This window comes from Arenibacter hampyeongensis (assembly GCF_002909255.1).
In the GTDB taxonomy this organism is placed as follows: domain Bacteria; phylum Bacteroidota; class Bacteroidia; order Flavobacteriales; family Flavobacteriaceae; genus Arenibacter; species Arenibacter hampyeongensis.
Genome location: NZ_PIOB01000002.1, coordinates 46,442 through 63,128, shown reverse-complemented (window position 1 = coordinate 63,128; position 16,687 = coordinate 46,442). Strand labels below are relative to the sequence as shown.

Below are 16,687 nucleotides of genomic sequence, written 5' to 3'. Positions count from 1 at the left end.
GGGTTTGGATCAAGGATATGTTATAATAGTCTATCCTTAAAAGCCTTGGCAACGGCTTCACTTTTACTATTTACATGAAGTTTTTCGTAGATTTTTTTAATGTGGGACCGTACGGTATCTATGGCGATGAAGAGCTCTGAAGAAATCATTTTATAGCTGTAGCCATCTACCAAAAGTTGTAGTACCTGGGTCTCCCGTTCACTTAGGCAATAGTCCTGGTTTTTGGTTTGCGGAATTACCTGGAACATTTTTAGGACTTGAGTGGCAATGGAGGATGTCATGGGAGCACCTCCCAAGGTGGCATCTTGTATATATTCCAATAGTTTGGCCGGTGGGGTCTTCTTCAATAAATAACCATTGGCCCCGTTCCTCAAGGCCTCAAATACATTTTTATTGTCGTCAAAGACGGTTAGCATCAACACTTTAACTTCTGTATCTACTTCCCTTATACTTTTAAGGCCTTCCAATCCATCTGTCCCAGGCATGTTTATGTCCATCAAAACTACATCGGGCGACCATTTTTCAATTTCTTCGGAAACATTGTTACAATTTTTGTACGAGGCCAAAACGGAAAATCCATCGCTTCCATTGATCAACATGGTAAGTCCCTCACGAAATTGTGGATTATCCTCATATATTACTACCCTTATCATAACTGTCGCTTTTTGTAAAGTTAGGCATGAATTCCATGGGATAAAATCACATAAACATGTTATATTGGCCTTTATCTCACGGGAATGCCCAAATAAATTTCTGTACCCAGATCTGGTGTACTTTCTATTTTCAATTGCCCTTTTAAGTTAGATGCCCTTTTAACCATATTGTCCAAGCCATTACCGCTATCTACCTTTTCTGCCTCGAACCCAATTCCGTTGTCCTGGATCTGAATTGCCAACCATCTATCCTTAAAAGTAAAATGAACCTCTGCACGTTTGGCTTTGGAGTATTTAGCAATATTGTTGATGGCTTCCTTGAAAATAAGAAAGAGGTCGCGCCGGACTTCCATATCCAGTTTTAAATCGTTTATTTTATCGTCTACCTCAAAGTTGAACTCAATGTTCCGCGCCTCCAAAATTCCAGTAGCGTATTCCCTCATCCTTGCAATTACCCTATGCATGTTGTCGTTGTCCGGTTTAATGCTCCATACAATATCATCCATTGCCTCCATCATCCTTTGGCTGTTATCGGTAATCTTGGAAAGGTAGTTGCTACTGGTTACAGTATCATTGTTCATTTTGCTCTTGGCTATGGAGCTGAGGATGTTTATAGTACTTAGGGTAGAACCCATGTCATCATGAAGGTCCCTTGCCACTTTGTTCCTTAAATTTTCAACGGCCAATATGCGGTTTACCTTAAGTTGATACATAAAGTATGTAATTCCCGATACCGTTAATAGAATTAAGGAAATAAACCACCAAGTCCGATAGAAGGGAGGCAGTATTCGGAAATCGATACTGGTGATCTCATCGGGTTCCAGTCCCTGTAGGTTCATACATTTTACTTGAAAGGTATATTTTCCTGAAGGCATAGTGGTGTAGGTTGCAGCCAAATCTCTTTCCGCCTTTACCCAATCTTTGTTAATTCCAGGAATACGATAGAAGTATTGTATTTTTCTTTGCTGCGAAAAGCTCAGGGCGGAAAAATAGAAAGTAAACGAATTTTGATAATGATTAAAAATGATTTCTTTTTGGGTCATTATCGAGTCCACAGGCAAGTATGTATTAAAGAGCTTAAAATCGGTGATGCTCACTTTGGGGGGCTTTTGTTTAAAATTCAGTTTTTCGGGTGAAAAACCAAACACAACATCCTCACCACCAAACCATATTTCCCCATTTTGCATCATCCATTTGGCACTGTTGGTCTTTTCCGCATAGATTACCCCATGAAGGTTACTATAGGAACTAATTATATTCTTGTCATAGTTGTAACTACTTAGGCCATTACTTGTAATCATCCAGGCAATGCCTTCGCGATCCAACATCAACTGCAATACCCTTGACCCATATAAGCCCTCGTAGGAGGTAATTTTTTTAACTGTAGTCGCATGAATGTTGAGTATGTTCAAAGCCTCGGTCCCCACAAAAAAAATACTGTCGTTATACTGCTGGATATCGTAAATAGTATTGTCCGAAACCCCATAACTGTCGCTGAATTCCTTGTTGAAATGAAACAGAATTTCATTTGTATTTACGTCAATAACATATAGCCCTTGCTTATGCGTCCCCACCCATAATCTACCTTGATTATCAACAAAGAGTCTGTAAATAATGGTGTTGAAATGATGCACTTCCTCAAAGTTTTCATCGGCAATGGGATCCCTCTTGTTCCATTTTACCAAACGCCCGCTTTGGGTGCCAAACCAAAGGTTTCCATTGCGGTCTTCTTTAAGCTGACGAACGGTGGAATTCTTAAAAACAGACGGATGCAACCAATGTAATGCCTTTTTCCTTTGCGGGTCAAATACAGCCAATCCGCCGCCTTGGCAGGCAGACCAAACATATTCGGTCTCACTGTGTTGTTGAAGATCCCAGATGGCAGAATATTTGGTCAAGGATTCCGTCCCCAGACCAATATAAGGATGGGCATCCACTTTCATAAATTTGTCATTATAAAATAGAATACCCTTGCCCCAAGTACCAATCCAGTTTTCATTGTCCTTGGTTTCCAGTATGGCATTTACGGGGGAGTCCAGCCCTAGGCCATCTATAACCACCAGACTATAAACATCCTTTTGATTGGGATTCATAACATAAAGCCCATTTTCAGTACTCAACCAAATATTGCCTTCCCTGTCCTCAAAGATATGTCTTGTCTGATTACATTTAATGTCGAACTCTAAAGGGTTGGACTTAAGATGTTGGTAAAAACCTTGAAGGTCATTGTCATAGCTCAACAGTGAATTTTCGCCTCCTATCCATATCTGTCCTGAACTGGTCTCCAAAATTTGCCTAAGAACGGTATATTTTTTTGTAGCCCATTTACTTCCCAAGGTATCCGGTAGAATTTTGTTGGTATTTGGGTCGAAATGAAGAAGAACAGGGTGTTCCCTATGTGGACTGTAGTCCCAATACGTAACCCACCAAGTACCATTTTTGTCTTTAATAAAATCCCCAGAGTTTGTAATTGACTTGTTGTTCAACAGGGGTATGCCCTCCGGATTATTGTGGCTATGGAATACCTCACCGCTGCCACTGCGGTATACGGCAAGCCCCTGTTCACTACAGATCCAATATTCCCCTGCTTCCTTGTCCTCAAAAAGGGAGCCAACACCCCAGCCTCTGGGAATTTTTATGGGTAAATTGGATTCAACAAAAGAATTGGAATTTTTATCGTACCATAAAAGACCATATTTGGAAGCGCATAAGAATACTTGATTCTTACTGTCTACATAGAGCTTGAATTCCGATCTAGGGGGAATGTTGCCAAAACTTCGTATTGGAACGGGACTATAATGAAAATCTACTGTATTGAATTTTCCGATCTGGCCTCCTTGTAAGAGCCAAAGGTCGCCATTGCCAGCATCTAAAATTTGATCTACACCGATGCTTGGAGGTAATTGGTATTTTTCGGGACCAACATAAGATAAAAATTTTCTGCCATCAAAGCGCTGTATGCCTACCTCGGTGCCTATCCAAAGAAAACCTTTTGGGTCTTGCCAAACACATTTAACCTTGTTGGTGGCCAACCCATCGGCGGTAGAAAATCTATTGAAAACATAAGAGCTCTGTCCAAATATGTAGGTTTGGAAACACAACAAGCAAAAAAGAATTCTTATGCTCATGCAACCATATGGTTTATATTAAAATTACGCAAAGATTTGACATCCAATCTATAAAAAATCCTAAATGATTTATTGTACAGGAGGTCATCACTTGTGGAGAAAGATTCAAGTATTATTTAAAATAATAGTGTAATCCACAGGTCCATTAATAGGTTGATCAGAAATTGAAACAGTACTAACATGATTGTCTTTTTTTTGATTGATGAATAAACCCCTTTGGTTTTGTCGAGTTCAGTGCGTTTCTGGATTTTTTTCAATTTCCACTAAAAACAAAGGCTTCGGACAGAACAAATTTAGGCCATGTTGGCAATTCAGGAAATAGCATAAATATGTGAAAATAGATTTTCACAATTCTGGAAATAAATTAGGACAATGAAATCATTCAACGATTTTTCGTTAAGTTTTTTATACCCCGAATTATATACCACATTCTTATGTGATTGTGTGGTCTTACCTATCTCTAGATCTTTGTATACTCAAATTGCAGTTTCCTCTGCGCTGGGGAAGTCCAAAAGATGGGCTAATGTGAAGAGGATATTTTTGGTCGTAATCTATACAAAAATTAAAATTTATGAAAACAAAAGTAATATTACAGTGCTGTTTTATACTGGCCAACATCCTTTGTGGCCTAAACGTAGCCGGACAAAGTATCTTGACACTTCCCCAGTTAAAGGAAGATTTTCAAATCTTCAGGACAGCTTTGGAAGAAGCACACCCCGGAATATATAGATATGAAACCAAATCAGTATTGGATGACAGCTTTGATGTTCTTTCCAAAGCACTAGTTGGACCAATGACGCAGCAGGAGTTTTATAAGAAATTGAATCCTATAGTGGCAAAAATTGGATGTGGACATACCAAGCTAATGCCTTCAGAGGATAAAGGGTTTATGTATTATTACAATACTGAATACCTATTTCCCTTAAAATTATTTTTGGAAGGACACAAGGCTTTTGTACTCTCTAGCTATGATAGTTCCATTAAAATTAAACCAGGAACAGAAATTATCGCTATTAATGGGATGGCGATAAAGGATATAATTAACAGGTTGTTGAATAATCTGTATTCTGACGGACACAATCAGACCTTTAAGTATTATGAACTGAATAGGTACTTCAGTGCCTTATTTTCTAATTTTTATTCAAAGGAAGGAAAGGGCAAAGACAAGATTAGTATTACATATAAGGACCACGGGCAGAAGGGTAGTATGGATCTACCTGTGGTCTCTTACCAAAGGATAAAGGATATTGATGGCGAGGAAGAGGATAAAATACCTTATCAATTGGAATTCAAGGCCGGCAATACCGCTCTCTTGACATTACGAACCTTTTGGCCAGACGAGGAGAAATATAATTTTGAAGGGTTTTTAAAGCAATCTTTTGCCTCTATCAAAGATCAAAGCATTCAGAATTTAATATTGGATTTAAGAGGTAATGAAGGAGGGAAGGATGGCTATGGAGCCTTGTTATTGTCCTATTTAATGGATGCCGAATTTAGGTATTACGATAAACTTGAACTGGCAACCAACGAAAGATTTTCTTTTGTGGAGCATGCCCAGTTACCAGAAGGTTATGACCAGTTAAGGGCCTTGATAACCCAGACTGAGGATGGGGAGTTCCGATGGGAACACAATGAAAACCTTAAAATTCATACCCCACAGGAGAATCGGTTTACCGGTGAGGTATTTGTACTTATAGATGGGGCTTGTTTCTCGGTAACCTCCGAGTTCAGTGCTGTAGCACATTACTTGGGTAGAGCAACATTCATAGGGGATGAAACCGGTGGTGGGTATTATGGGAATAATAGTGGAGCCTTTGCAATAGTCACCCTGCCAAATTCCAAAATAAAGCTTGGTATTCCCTTGATGGCCTATTATACAGCGGTGCAAAATTATGAATTTATAGATCGTGGAATTATGCCCCATTACCAGGTGCAACCAACGATTATGGGTATTTTATCAGGTAGGGATGAGGTTATGGAACGGACAATGAAAATCATCAAAAAAAGATAGATGAAATTCCTGCCCTGGAAATAATGTGGAAATATAATGAAGTATGGGAGTGAAAAATGGTAAATAGAGCATAGATTCTATGGTTGGTCCCATGTAATGCCGAAATGCTCAAATGACAATTTTCGGCAATTAGCAACTTTCTAAATTACAGGGAATGCTCTTGTGGACCGGTGGAACATTTTGAAAACGGGGATTGGTAAGGTCTTAACTAAAAAGAGAGTCCATTATATTTTGCTAAGGCTAATTTCCTAATGAAAAGTATCTCCTTTAACTTTACATTTACGTAATGGAAAAAAGAAATATGGTTTTTATCGCAACAAGCTTGGATGGGTTTATCGCTGATAGAAATGGTGGATTGGATTGGCTTAATTCCGTTCCCAACCCTGGGCAATTGGATATGGGGTATAAAAAATTTGTGGAACAGGTAGATGCCCTGGTAATGGGGCGTAATACCTTTGAAACGGTCTGTGGCTTTGATGGTGATTGGCCTTACAACCAACCTGTTTTTGTATTGAGTGGTACTTTGAATACTCTCCCTGAGGAATATAGGGACAAGGCAGAATTGGTAAAAGGAAGCTTAACAGAGGTGTTGGAAAAAATACATAACAAAGGGTACAACAGGTTATATATAGACGGAGGGCTAACCATTCAGAACTTTTTGAAGGAGGACCTAGTAGATGAACTCACAATCACAACTATCCCAATTATGTTGGGTGTAGGAAGTCCGTTATTCTCAAAACTTGCCAAAGATTTGGAATTTAGTCTGGTAGAGTCCAAGGTGTTTTTAAATCAGATAGTCCAGAATCATTACCGAAGGAAGAAGTAAGCTCGGTATACAATATTTCCTATCCCACTAAAATGTTATGTAGATTTTTATAGTGAACCTTACCCAAAGCCATTCTAAGGTCTATTGAAAATTTAAATGATGTAATATATACTGTGCATTAGTTTTAAGGTTTTCCTATCTTAGAAGCTTAATTTAGGTTGATGGGCAATCCATTTCAACTGGCCAATATAAAAAAGCTTTCAATGCGTATAAAATTTTTAATTGTCTTAATAATTAGTGTCGTATTCACTACCCAAATCTGTATTTCCCAAGAAGAAGTCCTTTACAAAAAGGTAGATACTACCCAATTATTTTTGGAAGTGCATTATCCACCTATGATGGATTCAACCAAAAATTATCCTGCCATGGTTTTCTTTTTTGGCGGAGGATGGGTGGGTGGCCAACGTGCCCAATTTTTAAATCAGGCCAAGTATTTTGCCAAAAGGGGAATGGTCTGTTTTTTGGCAGACTATCGCACTTCAAAAATAAATGGAACAACTCCTTTCGAAGCTGTCAAAGATGCAAAATCTGCCATCCGATTTATTAGGGAGAACGCAACCAAATTTAAGGTCGATACTGCAAAAATAATTGCTTCTGGAGGTTCTGCAGGAGGTCACCTTGCGGCTACTACAGCTTTGATCGAAGCTTACAACGAATCAACCGATAATTTACTAATTAGCTGTGTCCCCAATGCCTTAGTGCTTTTTAATCCAGTAGTGGACAACGGTCCGGGTGGTTATGGATTTGAAAGGATCGGGGATGAGTATAAAAGTTTCTCCCCACTTCACAATATTAAAAAAGGGGCGCCCCCAACCATAATTTTTCTGGGTACCAAGGATCATTTGATTCCAGTGGAAACAGCCGAATATTATAAAGTAGTGATGGAAAAAGTGGAAAGTAGGTGCGATCTAGAATTATATGAAGATGAGGGGCATGGTTTTTTTAATTACAAGAATTTTAAAGCTTATAAAAATACCGTTTCAGAGGCGGATCGGTTTTTGCTGTCATTGGGTTATTTAGATGCAAAACCCAAAGTAGTCATAGACTAATGAAGCTTGAGGTTAAGTAATGGACCAAGAAACATTACATATTACAATCATTGGACAAAGTAAACAAATGAATTGGTTTTTGTTGATTATTGCAGGTCTGTTTGAAGTGGCTTTTGCGGCCTGTCTTGGCAAAGCAAAAGAGGCTACTGGAGCGGAGGCAACCTATTGGTATCTTGGTTTTTTATTGTGCCTGGGGATAAGTATGTTTCTACTGGTTAAAGTAACTAGGGAACTGCCCATAGGGACGGCTTATGCCGTTTGGACTGGAATTGGTGCCGTAGGCACGGTATTGGTGGGCATATTTGTATTTAAAGAGCCTGCCACCTTTTGGAGAATGTTCTTTATTACCACTTTAATAGGTTCCATTATTGGGCTGAAATTTGTGTCTAATTAATGTAAGGTCAATTATTTGTTTAATTGTTAAAGTTGCGTCTGTTAATAGATAAAGATAAACATCTGGTTTGTGTATATTATGAATCCAACGAATAGGCTTCTTGTAATAAAATGGATACATTCCTTAATTTGGCTATTTTTTGTAGTCGTGATTTTCTATATTTTGTATTCCGGTATATCCAATAATATCAATACTTATACTTGGATTGGAATTGGGTTAATTATACTGGAAGGCATTGTTCTTTTGGTGTTCAAAATGTTTTGCCCCCTTACTATTTTGGCAAGGAAGTATTCCGATTCCACTAAAAATAATTTTGATATTTTTCTTCCCAATTGGTTGGCGAGATATAATAAGTTGATTTTTACAACCCTTTACATTATTGGGCTGGTTATAGTTTTGATTCGAACCATTTTATAGGGCAATCCGTACAGGAAAACAGTTGTTTTCTACCTCGGAATCCTAAATAAACATTTATTGCAATAATAATTTAAATTAGAAATGAAAAGCATTAAGGAATTAATAAAAAGGAATATTTCTGGAAAGAAGGTACTGCTACTTTTTATTCTGGTAAATCTGGTCTATGTGTTTATGTTGGCTGTAACAATTCCTAAAACCATGGGATTTTCAAAAGGACTGAAGTTATTGGATATGATGCCTGGTGGCTATAATTCGGAGTACATTAAAACGTTGTTCGGCAATCTTGGTGAAGTGGGCCGTAGTGTTTATTTATATCAACAAATTCCAGTAGATATGATCTACCCTGGTCTTTTTGCAATTAGCTATTGCCTGGTAATGGGATATTTTCTCCAAAAGCTTCAAAAATTGGACACTGTTTATTTCTATCTGACTTTGCTTCCCATTGTAGCTGGAATAGCGGATTATTTGGAAAATTTCGGTATTATAACAATGTTGAATAGCTATCCGGAAGTATCGCAATTATCAATGGGCTTGACCAATACGTTTACCATTGTAAAAAGTATGGCCACTACAATTTATTTTGTAGCATTGATCATTACAATGGTAATTTTCGGGATTAAGACCTTAAACAAAAGAAGGGTCAGTTAATCCTAAAATTTAAGTGTGCCTTTGACAAAAAACAGAATTAATATTACTACAGCTAACCCCACGAGTACAATGACTAATAATTTTTTAAAAGTGATTGTCGTTTTTATTATTGGATTTCAGTTCAATGTGCATGGCCAAAACCAATATAAAATTCCGCAGGAAGTTAAACGAATTCTATTTGTAGGCAATAGTATCACCTATTCAGGTCAATATGTGTCCTATATCGATGCCTATTTAAGCTTGCGATACCCGGAAAGGAATTTTGAAATTATCAATGTTGGCTTGCCAAGTGAAACGGTATCGGGGCTTTCGGAACCCGGACATGCGGACGGAAAATTTCCACGTCCCGACCTTCATGAACGCTTGGACCGTATTCTGGCCAGTGTGAAACCGGATTTGGTATTTGCCTGTTACGGTATGAACGATGGAATATATTTACCTTTTGATGAAAGCCGTTTTCAAAAATATAGGGAAGGCATTCTTTGGTTAACTAACAAGGTTGTAGAATCCGGAGCTTCCATTGTACATATGACCCCTCCCATTTACGACGATCGTAAGGGGGAAGCCTACGCCAATGTCCTGGATATATATGCGGATTGGCTTATCAGTAATCGGTATACCGACCAATGGGAGGTAATAGACCTCCACTGGCCCATGAGAAAATACCTGGAAGATAAGCGTATTACCAATGATAATTATGTATTGGCCAACGACGGCGTTCATCCCAATGATACAGGTCATTGGATAATGGCCAAACAGCTACTTTTGTATTTGGGTGAGGAACAAGTATCCAAAGTTAATGGCATGGAAGAGGTCGTATCACAATTTACGAATGGTAATGAAATATTAAAGTTGGTAGAGGAGAGACAAAGGATAATGAAGGACGCATGGATTAGCTCAATTGGCCATAAAAGACCGGGAATGAATGTGGGACTATCATTAAAGGAGGCGAAGGGCAAATCTGAAATGTTGGAAAAGGAGATACGCAATTTGTTGGAGTAGTACAGGAATTATATATACCTCTTAAATGAATATACTTTACTTACATGGTCTTAATGGAAGTTTAAGTGAAGAAAAAAGGAAGATTCTTCAAACCTATGGCATTGTTCAATCTCCATCGATAAATTACGAATTGGACGATGATAGTATTGAGAATTTAAGGAAGCAATTTCAGGATAAGGATGTAGATGTACTTATAGGTAGCAGTATCGGTGGTTTTGTTGGGTTTTATCTGTCCATTGCTATTGGAAGACCGGCCCTCTTGTTCAACCCCGCACTGGCTTCTCGTTCCGTAAATCAAAATGTTCCAGAGTACAACAATCCACATCGCTCTTTTAAACGATTGGTCTTGGGAGCGCAAGATCAAGTAGTGGACCCAAGCGGAACCCTTCAATTTGTATCCAAAACAGTAAAGGATAATACGGATTATCACATTAGTCTTCGGCAAGATTTGGCGCATCGTATTCCTTTGGAAATATTTGAGGAAGAAGTACGGGCTTTTTTTAAAAGTTTGTGAAAGAACAAATGCTTAGATAGTTTTTATCATTTTATTCACTAAAGGGGAAGGTAGTCCCGCCATTTTTAATGGTAGTAGTAGCTAAAAAGTTAAATCTGCCAAAAGCCATTCCATTGCCCTGATTATTCGTTAATTTTCTCTCTTAAAATATAGTTGCATAGTGTACGCCATAGTTGAAACAGAAACCACAGGATTAAAGGGAGAGGATAATAAGATCACGGAAATCTGTATCCTGATCCACGATGGCGAAAGGGTAATAAAGAAATTTACCTCCCTAGTAAATCCCGAAATGTCCATCAAATATAGGACGTCTCGCCGTAATGGGATTAATAATGACAAGCTTCACACTGCGCCGAAATTCTATGAAATAGCCAAGGAGGTTGTAGAGCTGACCAATGACTGTATTTTTGTTTCTCACCATGTGAATTTTAATTTTAACGGCATAAAAAATGAACTGGCATCCCTTGGTGGTGTTTTTAAACGAAAGAAAATTTCAACTTTAAGAATATCCCGAAAAGTTATTCCCGGCCAACAAAGTTATAGTTTGGGCGCCATGTGCAACTTTTTGGGCGTCAATATCGGCCAAGGGCAAAATGCCACGGACAAGGCCGAGGCTACGGTAGGCTTATTGGAGAAGCTATGGGAAAAGGACAAGGACGGGGTTTTTAATTTCATGTTGGGGCCAAAACCGGGGCAATCAGCAGTTCCTCCCCTATGGCCAAAATTGATGGTTGCGGCACTGCCCAATTCTACTGGGGTGTATTATTTTAAAGATGCAAAAGGAAAGATTATCTATGTTGGAAAGGCCAAGGATATTAAACAACGTGTATTATCCCATGTCTATAACAATGGCCACAAGGAGAGGCGACTTTGTTTTGAAACTACCCATATTGATTATACCCACACAGGCAGTGAGCTTGTGGCATTGCTTTTGGAATCCGACGAAATAAAAAAACACCTTCCTAAATTCAATCGAGCACAAAAACGAATAGGATATCGCTATGGGGTAGGTGCAGATATAGACAAAAACGGTATAACCAACTTATTCTATGATCGCCTAGGCAAGATAAAATCCCCATTGGCTTGTTTCTATAACCAAGGGGAATGCAGGGCTTTTTTGGAGGAATTGTGCGAGACTTATGACCTATGTCCGCGGTTCTGCAATTTGCAGCAAATTACTGGAGCCTGTTTTCATTTTCATATCAAAAAATGCCTAGGTATCTGTAGGGAAATTGAATCTGTGGAATCCTATAACAAACGAGTTGGTAAAGCTTTAACGCCGATTGAGGATGATAAAAATACCTTCATCATAAAAGCCGAAGGAAGAAACAAGAATGAAAAGGCGGTCATTGTGGTGGAAAATGGAATATACAAGGGATTTGGTTATATGTCCAAAAGAAAAAGAATAAAGACCTTTATGGATTATGATAAACTGATTACTCCTTTGGCCGATAACAATGACATCCAAAAAATCCTAAGGCGATATTTAAGGAGAAGTGATGGTGAAGATATTTTTATAGATTATGTGCAGGACCTACCTTCTCTCCATGCATGTCCAAAATCTGTGGATCGTCTGACAGAGAAGTAACTTATTGGATTTTTTTTCAAATTATAGTAACATGTAAAATTAAGAAGATGGTCTTTAATCTTCCTTATCGGGTTTAAGTTCTGGAAAGAATGTCAAACTTTTGTTCTGCACCCGTCGTTATTCAAGTGTGTTATAAAATCTTAATTTTAAATCTATTCAAAGCCAAACAATTGTTGCCATGGACTTTTTACATTGTTTAATTGACTACCTTACCTGTACAACGATTTATTTTAAATAATGAAGGCCGCTTATTTGGTAAAATACGGAAAGGCAGAAAAGGCATTTGAAATTAGGGAAATGGAAATCCCGGAAATATCAAATGATCAGGTACTGATAAAGGTAGAAGCATTTGGAATTAATTTTGCGGATGTAATGGCCAGGATGGGACTGTATAAAGGGGCTCCCCCTTTACCAGCCTTGCTCGGATATGAAGTGGTGGGGTATATTGAAAAGTGTGGGAACAATGTTCATAATGTAAAGGTCGGAGATCGGGTTAGCGCAATAACCCGTTTTGGGGGATATGCGGAATATGCAGTTGCGCAAAAGGAAGTAGTTTATGGAATACTGGAAACTATGTCAGCCGGAACGGCTGTGGCCTTGGCCACCCAGTACACAACGGCATATTTTTTATCACATGAAATGGCCAATATTCAAGAGGGGGATAAGGTACTTGTTCACGCCGCAGCCGGTGGTGTTGGTACGGCTTTGGTGCAATTGGCTCTACACAAAAAGTGTCTCGTTTTTGGGACCTGTAGTTCCTCGGATAAGATGGAATATCTCAGAAGTTGTGGTGTGCATCATCCTATTAATTATATGAAAAAGGATTTTGCATCCGAGATTCAAAGCATCCTGAAAAAAGGAGGATTGGATGTTATATTTGATCCCGTTGGTGGCCTTTCTGTAAGAAAAGGATATAAACTACTCGCCGCTGGTGGAAGATTGTTGACATACGGTGTTTCCTCTATGAATAAGACTAAGTCAATTTTTGGAAAAATAAAGGTGTTGGCCCAATTTGGAATTTATCACCCACTCCAATTTTTGAGTAATTCTAGGGGAATGATAGGGGTAAACATGCTTGGAATGGGGGAAGAGAACCCTGAGAAAGTGGCCAGGGCCATGAAGGCCGTTATCAAATTGGCTGAAGAAGGCATTATTCAACCCTTTGTAGGGGGGGAATATAATGTGGCACAATTGGCTGAAGCACATCAGTTTTTGGAATCAAGAAAATCAATGGGAAAAATAGTAGTGAAATGGTAAAGCGGAAAGACATAAAGACATGAAGAACCACTCATTAAAGGATAAGGTGGCCTTGGTGAGCGGATCTAGCATGGGCATAGGTAAGGCCATAGCCATTGAGTTGGCTCAAAGGGGTGCAAAAGTAGTGCTAAATGGACGGGAAGAGGATAAGTTGGGCACAGCCCAAGAGGAGCTTTCCAAAAAGGGTTATGAGGTCAAGGCATTTGTTGCAGATGTTCGTCTTCCGGATCAATGTGCCTACCTTGTACAAGAGACTATAAGGTGTTTCGGTCAACTGGATATTCTAGTCAACAATGCAGGTATTAGTAGTAGGGGTTCCTTAGAGGAAATGTCCACTTCCAATTTCATAATGCTTATGGAAACCAATTTTAATGGCTCCGCCTATCTTAGCAAATATGCCCTTGACTATTTGAAAAAGACTCGCGGACACGTAGTTTTTATTAATAGTGCCGGTGGTTTTCGTGGAATGCCCTATAATTCCGCATATACAGCATCAAAATTGGCCCAGGCGGCCCTGGTGGATGCTTTGCGAATAGAGTGGTATGATTATGGTATCCATGTGGGTATTGCCCATGTAGGCTTTACAGTAAACGATCCAGAAAAAAAAATACTGGACGTAGATGGTTCATGGATCTATCTGCCCCAAAGAACAAATGTAAACCTGGCATCCCCGCATTCCGTAGCCAAAAGCGTTTGTGACATGATCAACAAAAGAAAAAAGAGAATTACCTTAACACGTTTAGGGGTTATGGCCAATTTAATAATTCGCTATCTTCCCATACTTACGGAATGGATTGTTTGGACAAACAGAGAAAAAATCAAGGAGGAATTCACCTTAATTGGAGGCGAAAAAGCATATGAAAAGACATCATCTGCCTTCTTGCCCAAGGAAGATTAGACTTATATTATTTTTAAGGACAATCCTAACATTTTAATCTTAACTATAGTCAATATAACATCCCCTCCCAGAGTTGTTGGGAATGGATGTGATAATTAAACCCTCTTTAAAAATTATTAAGGTCGTCCAATTAATTTCTATTTAGCTCCCAATAATTGTGGTGAAGGTGGAATTGGAGCAGGTACTACGTTATCTACTGGTTTAACGGTTTTTAGGTATGCAAAAATAGCCTTAAGATCTTCATCGGGAAAATGCCGGTATTCTGTCCATGGCATCGGCGGCAAAAGCGGTCTTGTGCCATCCATGCCTTTAAATTTCCCTTCTTTTATAGCCTTTAAGAATTGTGATTCGGACCAATTGCCGATTCCTGTTTCATCGGGAGTAAGATTTGCGGCAAAAGAGGTTCCCCAAGGCCCTACAGCGGCAGTAAGCCCCATAGTGAACAACACATACGATTTTGCAGTTTCTTTGTCATAAGGAGCCAGTTTCTCATAGGAAGGATGTCCGGATAATCTTCTTTCTGGATCCACTTCAGGACCTTTGTCGGTCATAATCTTTGGAGAATGACAATCGTTGCAACCAACTGAGGCAACTAGGTTCTCACCTCTTTTTACCAAATCGACCGTAGAATTGGTTTCGGCTTTTGCCACTTCTTTTTTTAAAACTTCCTTCTCTTTTGGTGAATTGCAGGCAATAAACATAAGTACAACAAGGCTTAATGCCAAATAACATTTAGTCATAATTTTTAGATTAAAATCGTTTGTAGAGTTGATTAGTCAACTAATTTTCTGGAATAATTCTAGATAATCAAACGCCCTTGAATTGAGGACGTAAGTTGGCGCAAACTTCTGTTCTGCTGGCAATTGTTGACCGCTAAGGCCAATTATATAGGTCAAAAACAATTTGTGTGATCACCCGGTTCCTTAATATGCCGACAAACAAAATCTATAACTGATAGGGGGGGATTTTGTGCAATAGCCTAGCTACAAAAAATAGTGAAGGTAAACAATGGTTAAGTTTACCCACTGGTGCTAGGTCAATGGACTAAATTTAGTAAATTTTCTGATATAAAATTGAAATAATTTTTTGGTCCGTTTGAAGTTTTTATGGATAAAAAAAAGCCAATAGGATTAAATCTATTGGCTAATTTAAGCTAGGTTGGTTAATTGGTGTTATTTAAAGTCGGATACTTTTAATTGTTTTTGATCCCAATATTCGTCCGTTCTAAATTCATAGGTGGTGGGATTATAGGTGCCGACCAATTCAACATTGGTCTTGGTGGGTACAGGAAGATCAAGTGTCCAATACGCTGCGTTTACAACCAATCTTCTAGTTCCTTCAATGGTGAAATCTACGGCAGAAAAAGCTGTGGAGGTAAAAGCTTTGCCTTTTTTGCCCCCTGGAATCTGATAGGTTCTTGTCCAAGCTACCGGCATTAATGGTTCACTAACATTTTTGCCGTTATTATTGGTTTGCGCAGCCTCATCATCGGTGGGTTTCATACCATAGAAGATATCATTTTCGTCGAATTCGCCTTTTCTGTTCATTACCTTTCCGTATATTATGGGTTGGGCGTCTCCAACCATGGGAAGGCGAACTTCATAGACATCGGAGGAGGCCCATACATCACCGTCAGCGATACTATTGGTTATCCCGGTAGCCTTACCGGCATCGGTAACAAAGCCCTTAGTACTCTGATGTTTATGGTGCCCGTGATGGCTTACCCAATTTTCACCTAGAACAAGTCTGCCAAATCCATCTTTCCATTCAGTTTTGTCCCCTTTGTATGAATTGCCGTAGTGTTTGTAATTGGAGGAATCCTCCTCCTTGAAATTAAAGGCATGAGTTGCAGTTCTAAGTCCAATTACAGGTTTTCCCTGTACAAGGTAATCATCTATATGTTTCATTTGGTCGTCCGGCAAAGCCCTGAACCTTGTAGAAATAATCATAAGGTCGGCACTATCCAAGGCCTCCAATCCAGGGATGTTTTTACCATAATTTGCATCAATTACACCTGGATGGGCCGGATCCTGTGCAAATAATACGGTACAGTTAAAACCATGGTGCTTCGACAGGATTTTTGCCAACTGCGGCATCGATTCCTCGGAACGATATTCTTCGTCTCCCGAAATCAAAACTATATGCTTTGCATTCTTATCACTACCTTCAAAAGTTAGCCATTGCTGTGGCGTATCTGTAGTTTCCACAGTCACAGCTTCATTGGACTTGGCCTCTTTTTGCTCTTTGCAGGCAAACATAAAAAGGAAAACTAGAATAGGTAATAGATTTTTCATTGGATGAT

Annotated in this window: 14 protein-coding genes; 10 read left to right on the top strand and 4 right to left on the bottom strand. The window is 39.0% G+C overall.

The window, feature by feature from the left end; translation table 11 throughout:
• Positions 1-20: 20 nt before the first annotated feature.
• A complete protein-coding gene (locus tag CWD91_RS05345) occupies positions 21-653 on the bottom strand; it encodes a response regulator (RefSeq protein WP_103439952.1) in 633 nt (210 codons plus the stop codon).
• Positions 654-724: 71 nt separating this feature from the next.
• Entirely contained in the window at positions 725-3,781 is a 3,057-nt protein-coding gene (locus CWD91_RS05340) for a ligand-binding sensor domain-containing protein (RefSeq protein WP_103439951.1), read from the bottom strand.
• 571 nt (positions 3,782-4,352) lie between these two features.
• Here CWD91_RS05340 and CWD91_RS05335 point away from each other — a divergent pair.
• The 10 genes from CWD91_RS05335 to CWD91_RS05285 all read left to right on the top strand — a co-directional run bounded on the left by CWD91_RS05335 (position 4,353) and on the right by CWD91_RS05285 (position 14,385).
• Positions 4,353-5,792 (top strand): S41 family peptidase, encoded by a 1,440-nt coding sequence (locus CWD91_RS05335; protein WP_103439950.1) that lies wholly within the window; start codon positions 4,353-4,355, stop codon positions 5,790-5,792.
• Positions 5,793-6,078: 286 nt separating this feature from the next.
• A complete protein-coding gene (locus tag CWD91_RS05330; RefSeq protein ID WP_103439949.1) occupies positions 6,079-6,618 on the top strand; it encodes a dihydrofolate reductase family protein in 540 nt (179 codons plus the stop codon).
• A gap of 203 nt (positions 6,619-6,821) precedes the next feature.
• Positions 6,822-7,667, top strand: coding sequence for an alpha/beta hydrolase (locus tag CWD91_RS05325; protein WP_103440500.1), 846 nt, complete (start codon positions 6,822-6,824; stop codon positions 7,665-7,667).
• Positions 7,668-7,734: 67 nt separating this feature from the next.
• Positions 7,735-8,061, top strand: coding sequence for a DMT family transporter (locus tag CWD91_RS05320; protein ID WP_103440499.1), 327 nt, complete (start codon positions 7,735-7,737; stop codon positions 8,059-8,061).
• A 498-nt stretch (positions 8,062-8,559) separates the two neighbouring features.
• Positions 8,560-9,126, top strand: coding sequence for a hypothetical protein (locus CWD91_RS05310; RefSeq protein WP_103439947.1), 567 nt, complete (start codon positions 8,560-8,562; stop codon positions 9,124-9,126).
• Positions 9,127-9,195: 69 nt separating this feature from the next.
• On the top strand, positions 9,196-10,128 hold the full coding sequence (locus CWD91_RS05305; protein WP_103439946.1) for an SGNH/GDSL hydrolase family protein: 933 nt from the start codon (positions 9,196-9,198) through the stop codon (positions 10,126-10,128).
• A gap of 25 nt (positions 10,129-10,153) precedes the next feature.
• On the top strand, positions 10,154-10,642 hold the full coding sequence (locus tag CWD91_RS05300; RefSeq protein WP_103439945.1) for a YqiA/YcfP family alpha/beta fold hydrolase: 489 nt from the start codon (positions 10,154-10,156) through the stop codon (positions 10,640-10,642).
• Positions 10,643-10,802: 160 nt separating this feature from the next.
• The gene (locus CWD91_RS05295; RefSeq protein WP_103439944.1) at positions 10,803-12,230 is read left to right on the top strand and encodes an exonuclease domain-containing protein; all 1,428 of its coding nucleotides are present in this window, start codon (positions 10,803-10,805) and stop codon (positions 12,228-12,230) included.
• A gap of 237 nt (positions 12,231-12,467) precedes the next feature.
• Entirely contained in the window at positions 12,468-13,487 is a 1,020-nt protein-coding gene (locus CWD91_RS05290) for a zinc-binding dehydrogenase (RefSeq protein WP_103439943.1), read from the top strand.
• A gap of 19 nt (positions 13,488-13,506) precedes the next feature.
• Positions 13,507-14,385, top strand: coding sequence for an SDR family oxidoreductase (locus CWD91_RS05285; protein WP_103439942.1), 879 nt, complete (start codon positions 13,507-13,509; stop codon positions 14,383-14,385).
• Between the two features lie 137 nt (positions 14,386-14,522).
• On the opposite strand, the gene CWD91_RS05280 is transcribed toward CWD91_RS05285, so the two are convergent.
• Positions 14,523-15,125, bottom strand: a complete 603-nt coding sequence (locus tag CWD91_RS05280; RefSeq protein WP_103439941.1) for a c-type cytochrome — start codon at positions 15,123-15,125, stop codon at positions 14,523-14,525.
• 432 nt (positions 15,126-15,557) lie between these two features.
• Entirely contained in the window at positions 15,558-16,679 is a 1,122-nt protein-coding gene (locus CWD91_RS05275; RefSeq protein ID WP_103440498.1) for a ThuA domain-containing protein, read from the bottom strand.
• Between the last annotated feature and the right edge of the window lie 8 nt (positions 16,680-16,687).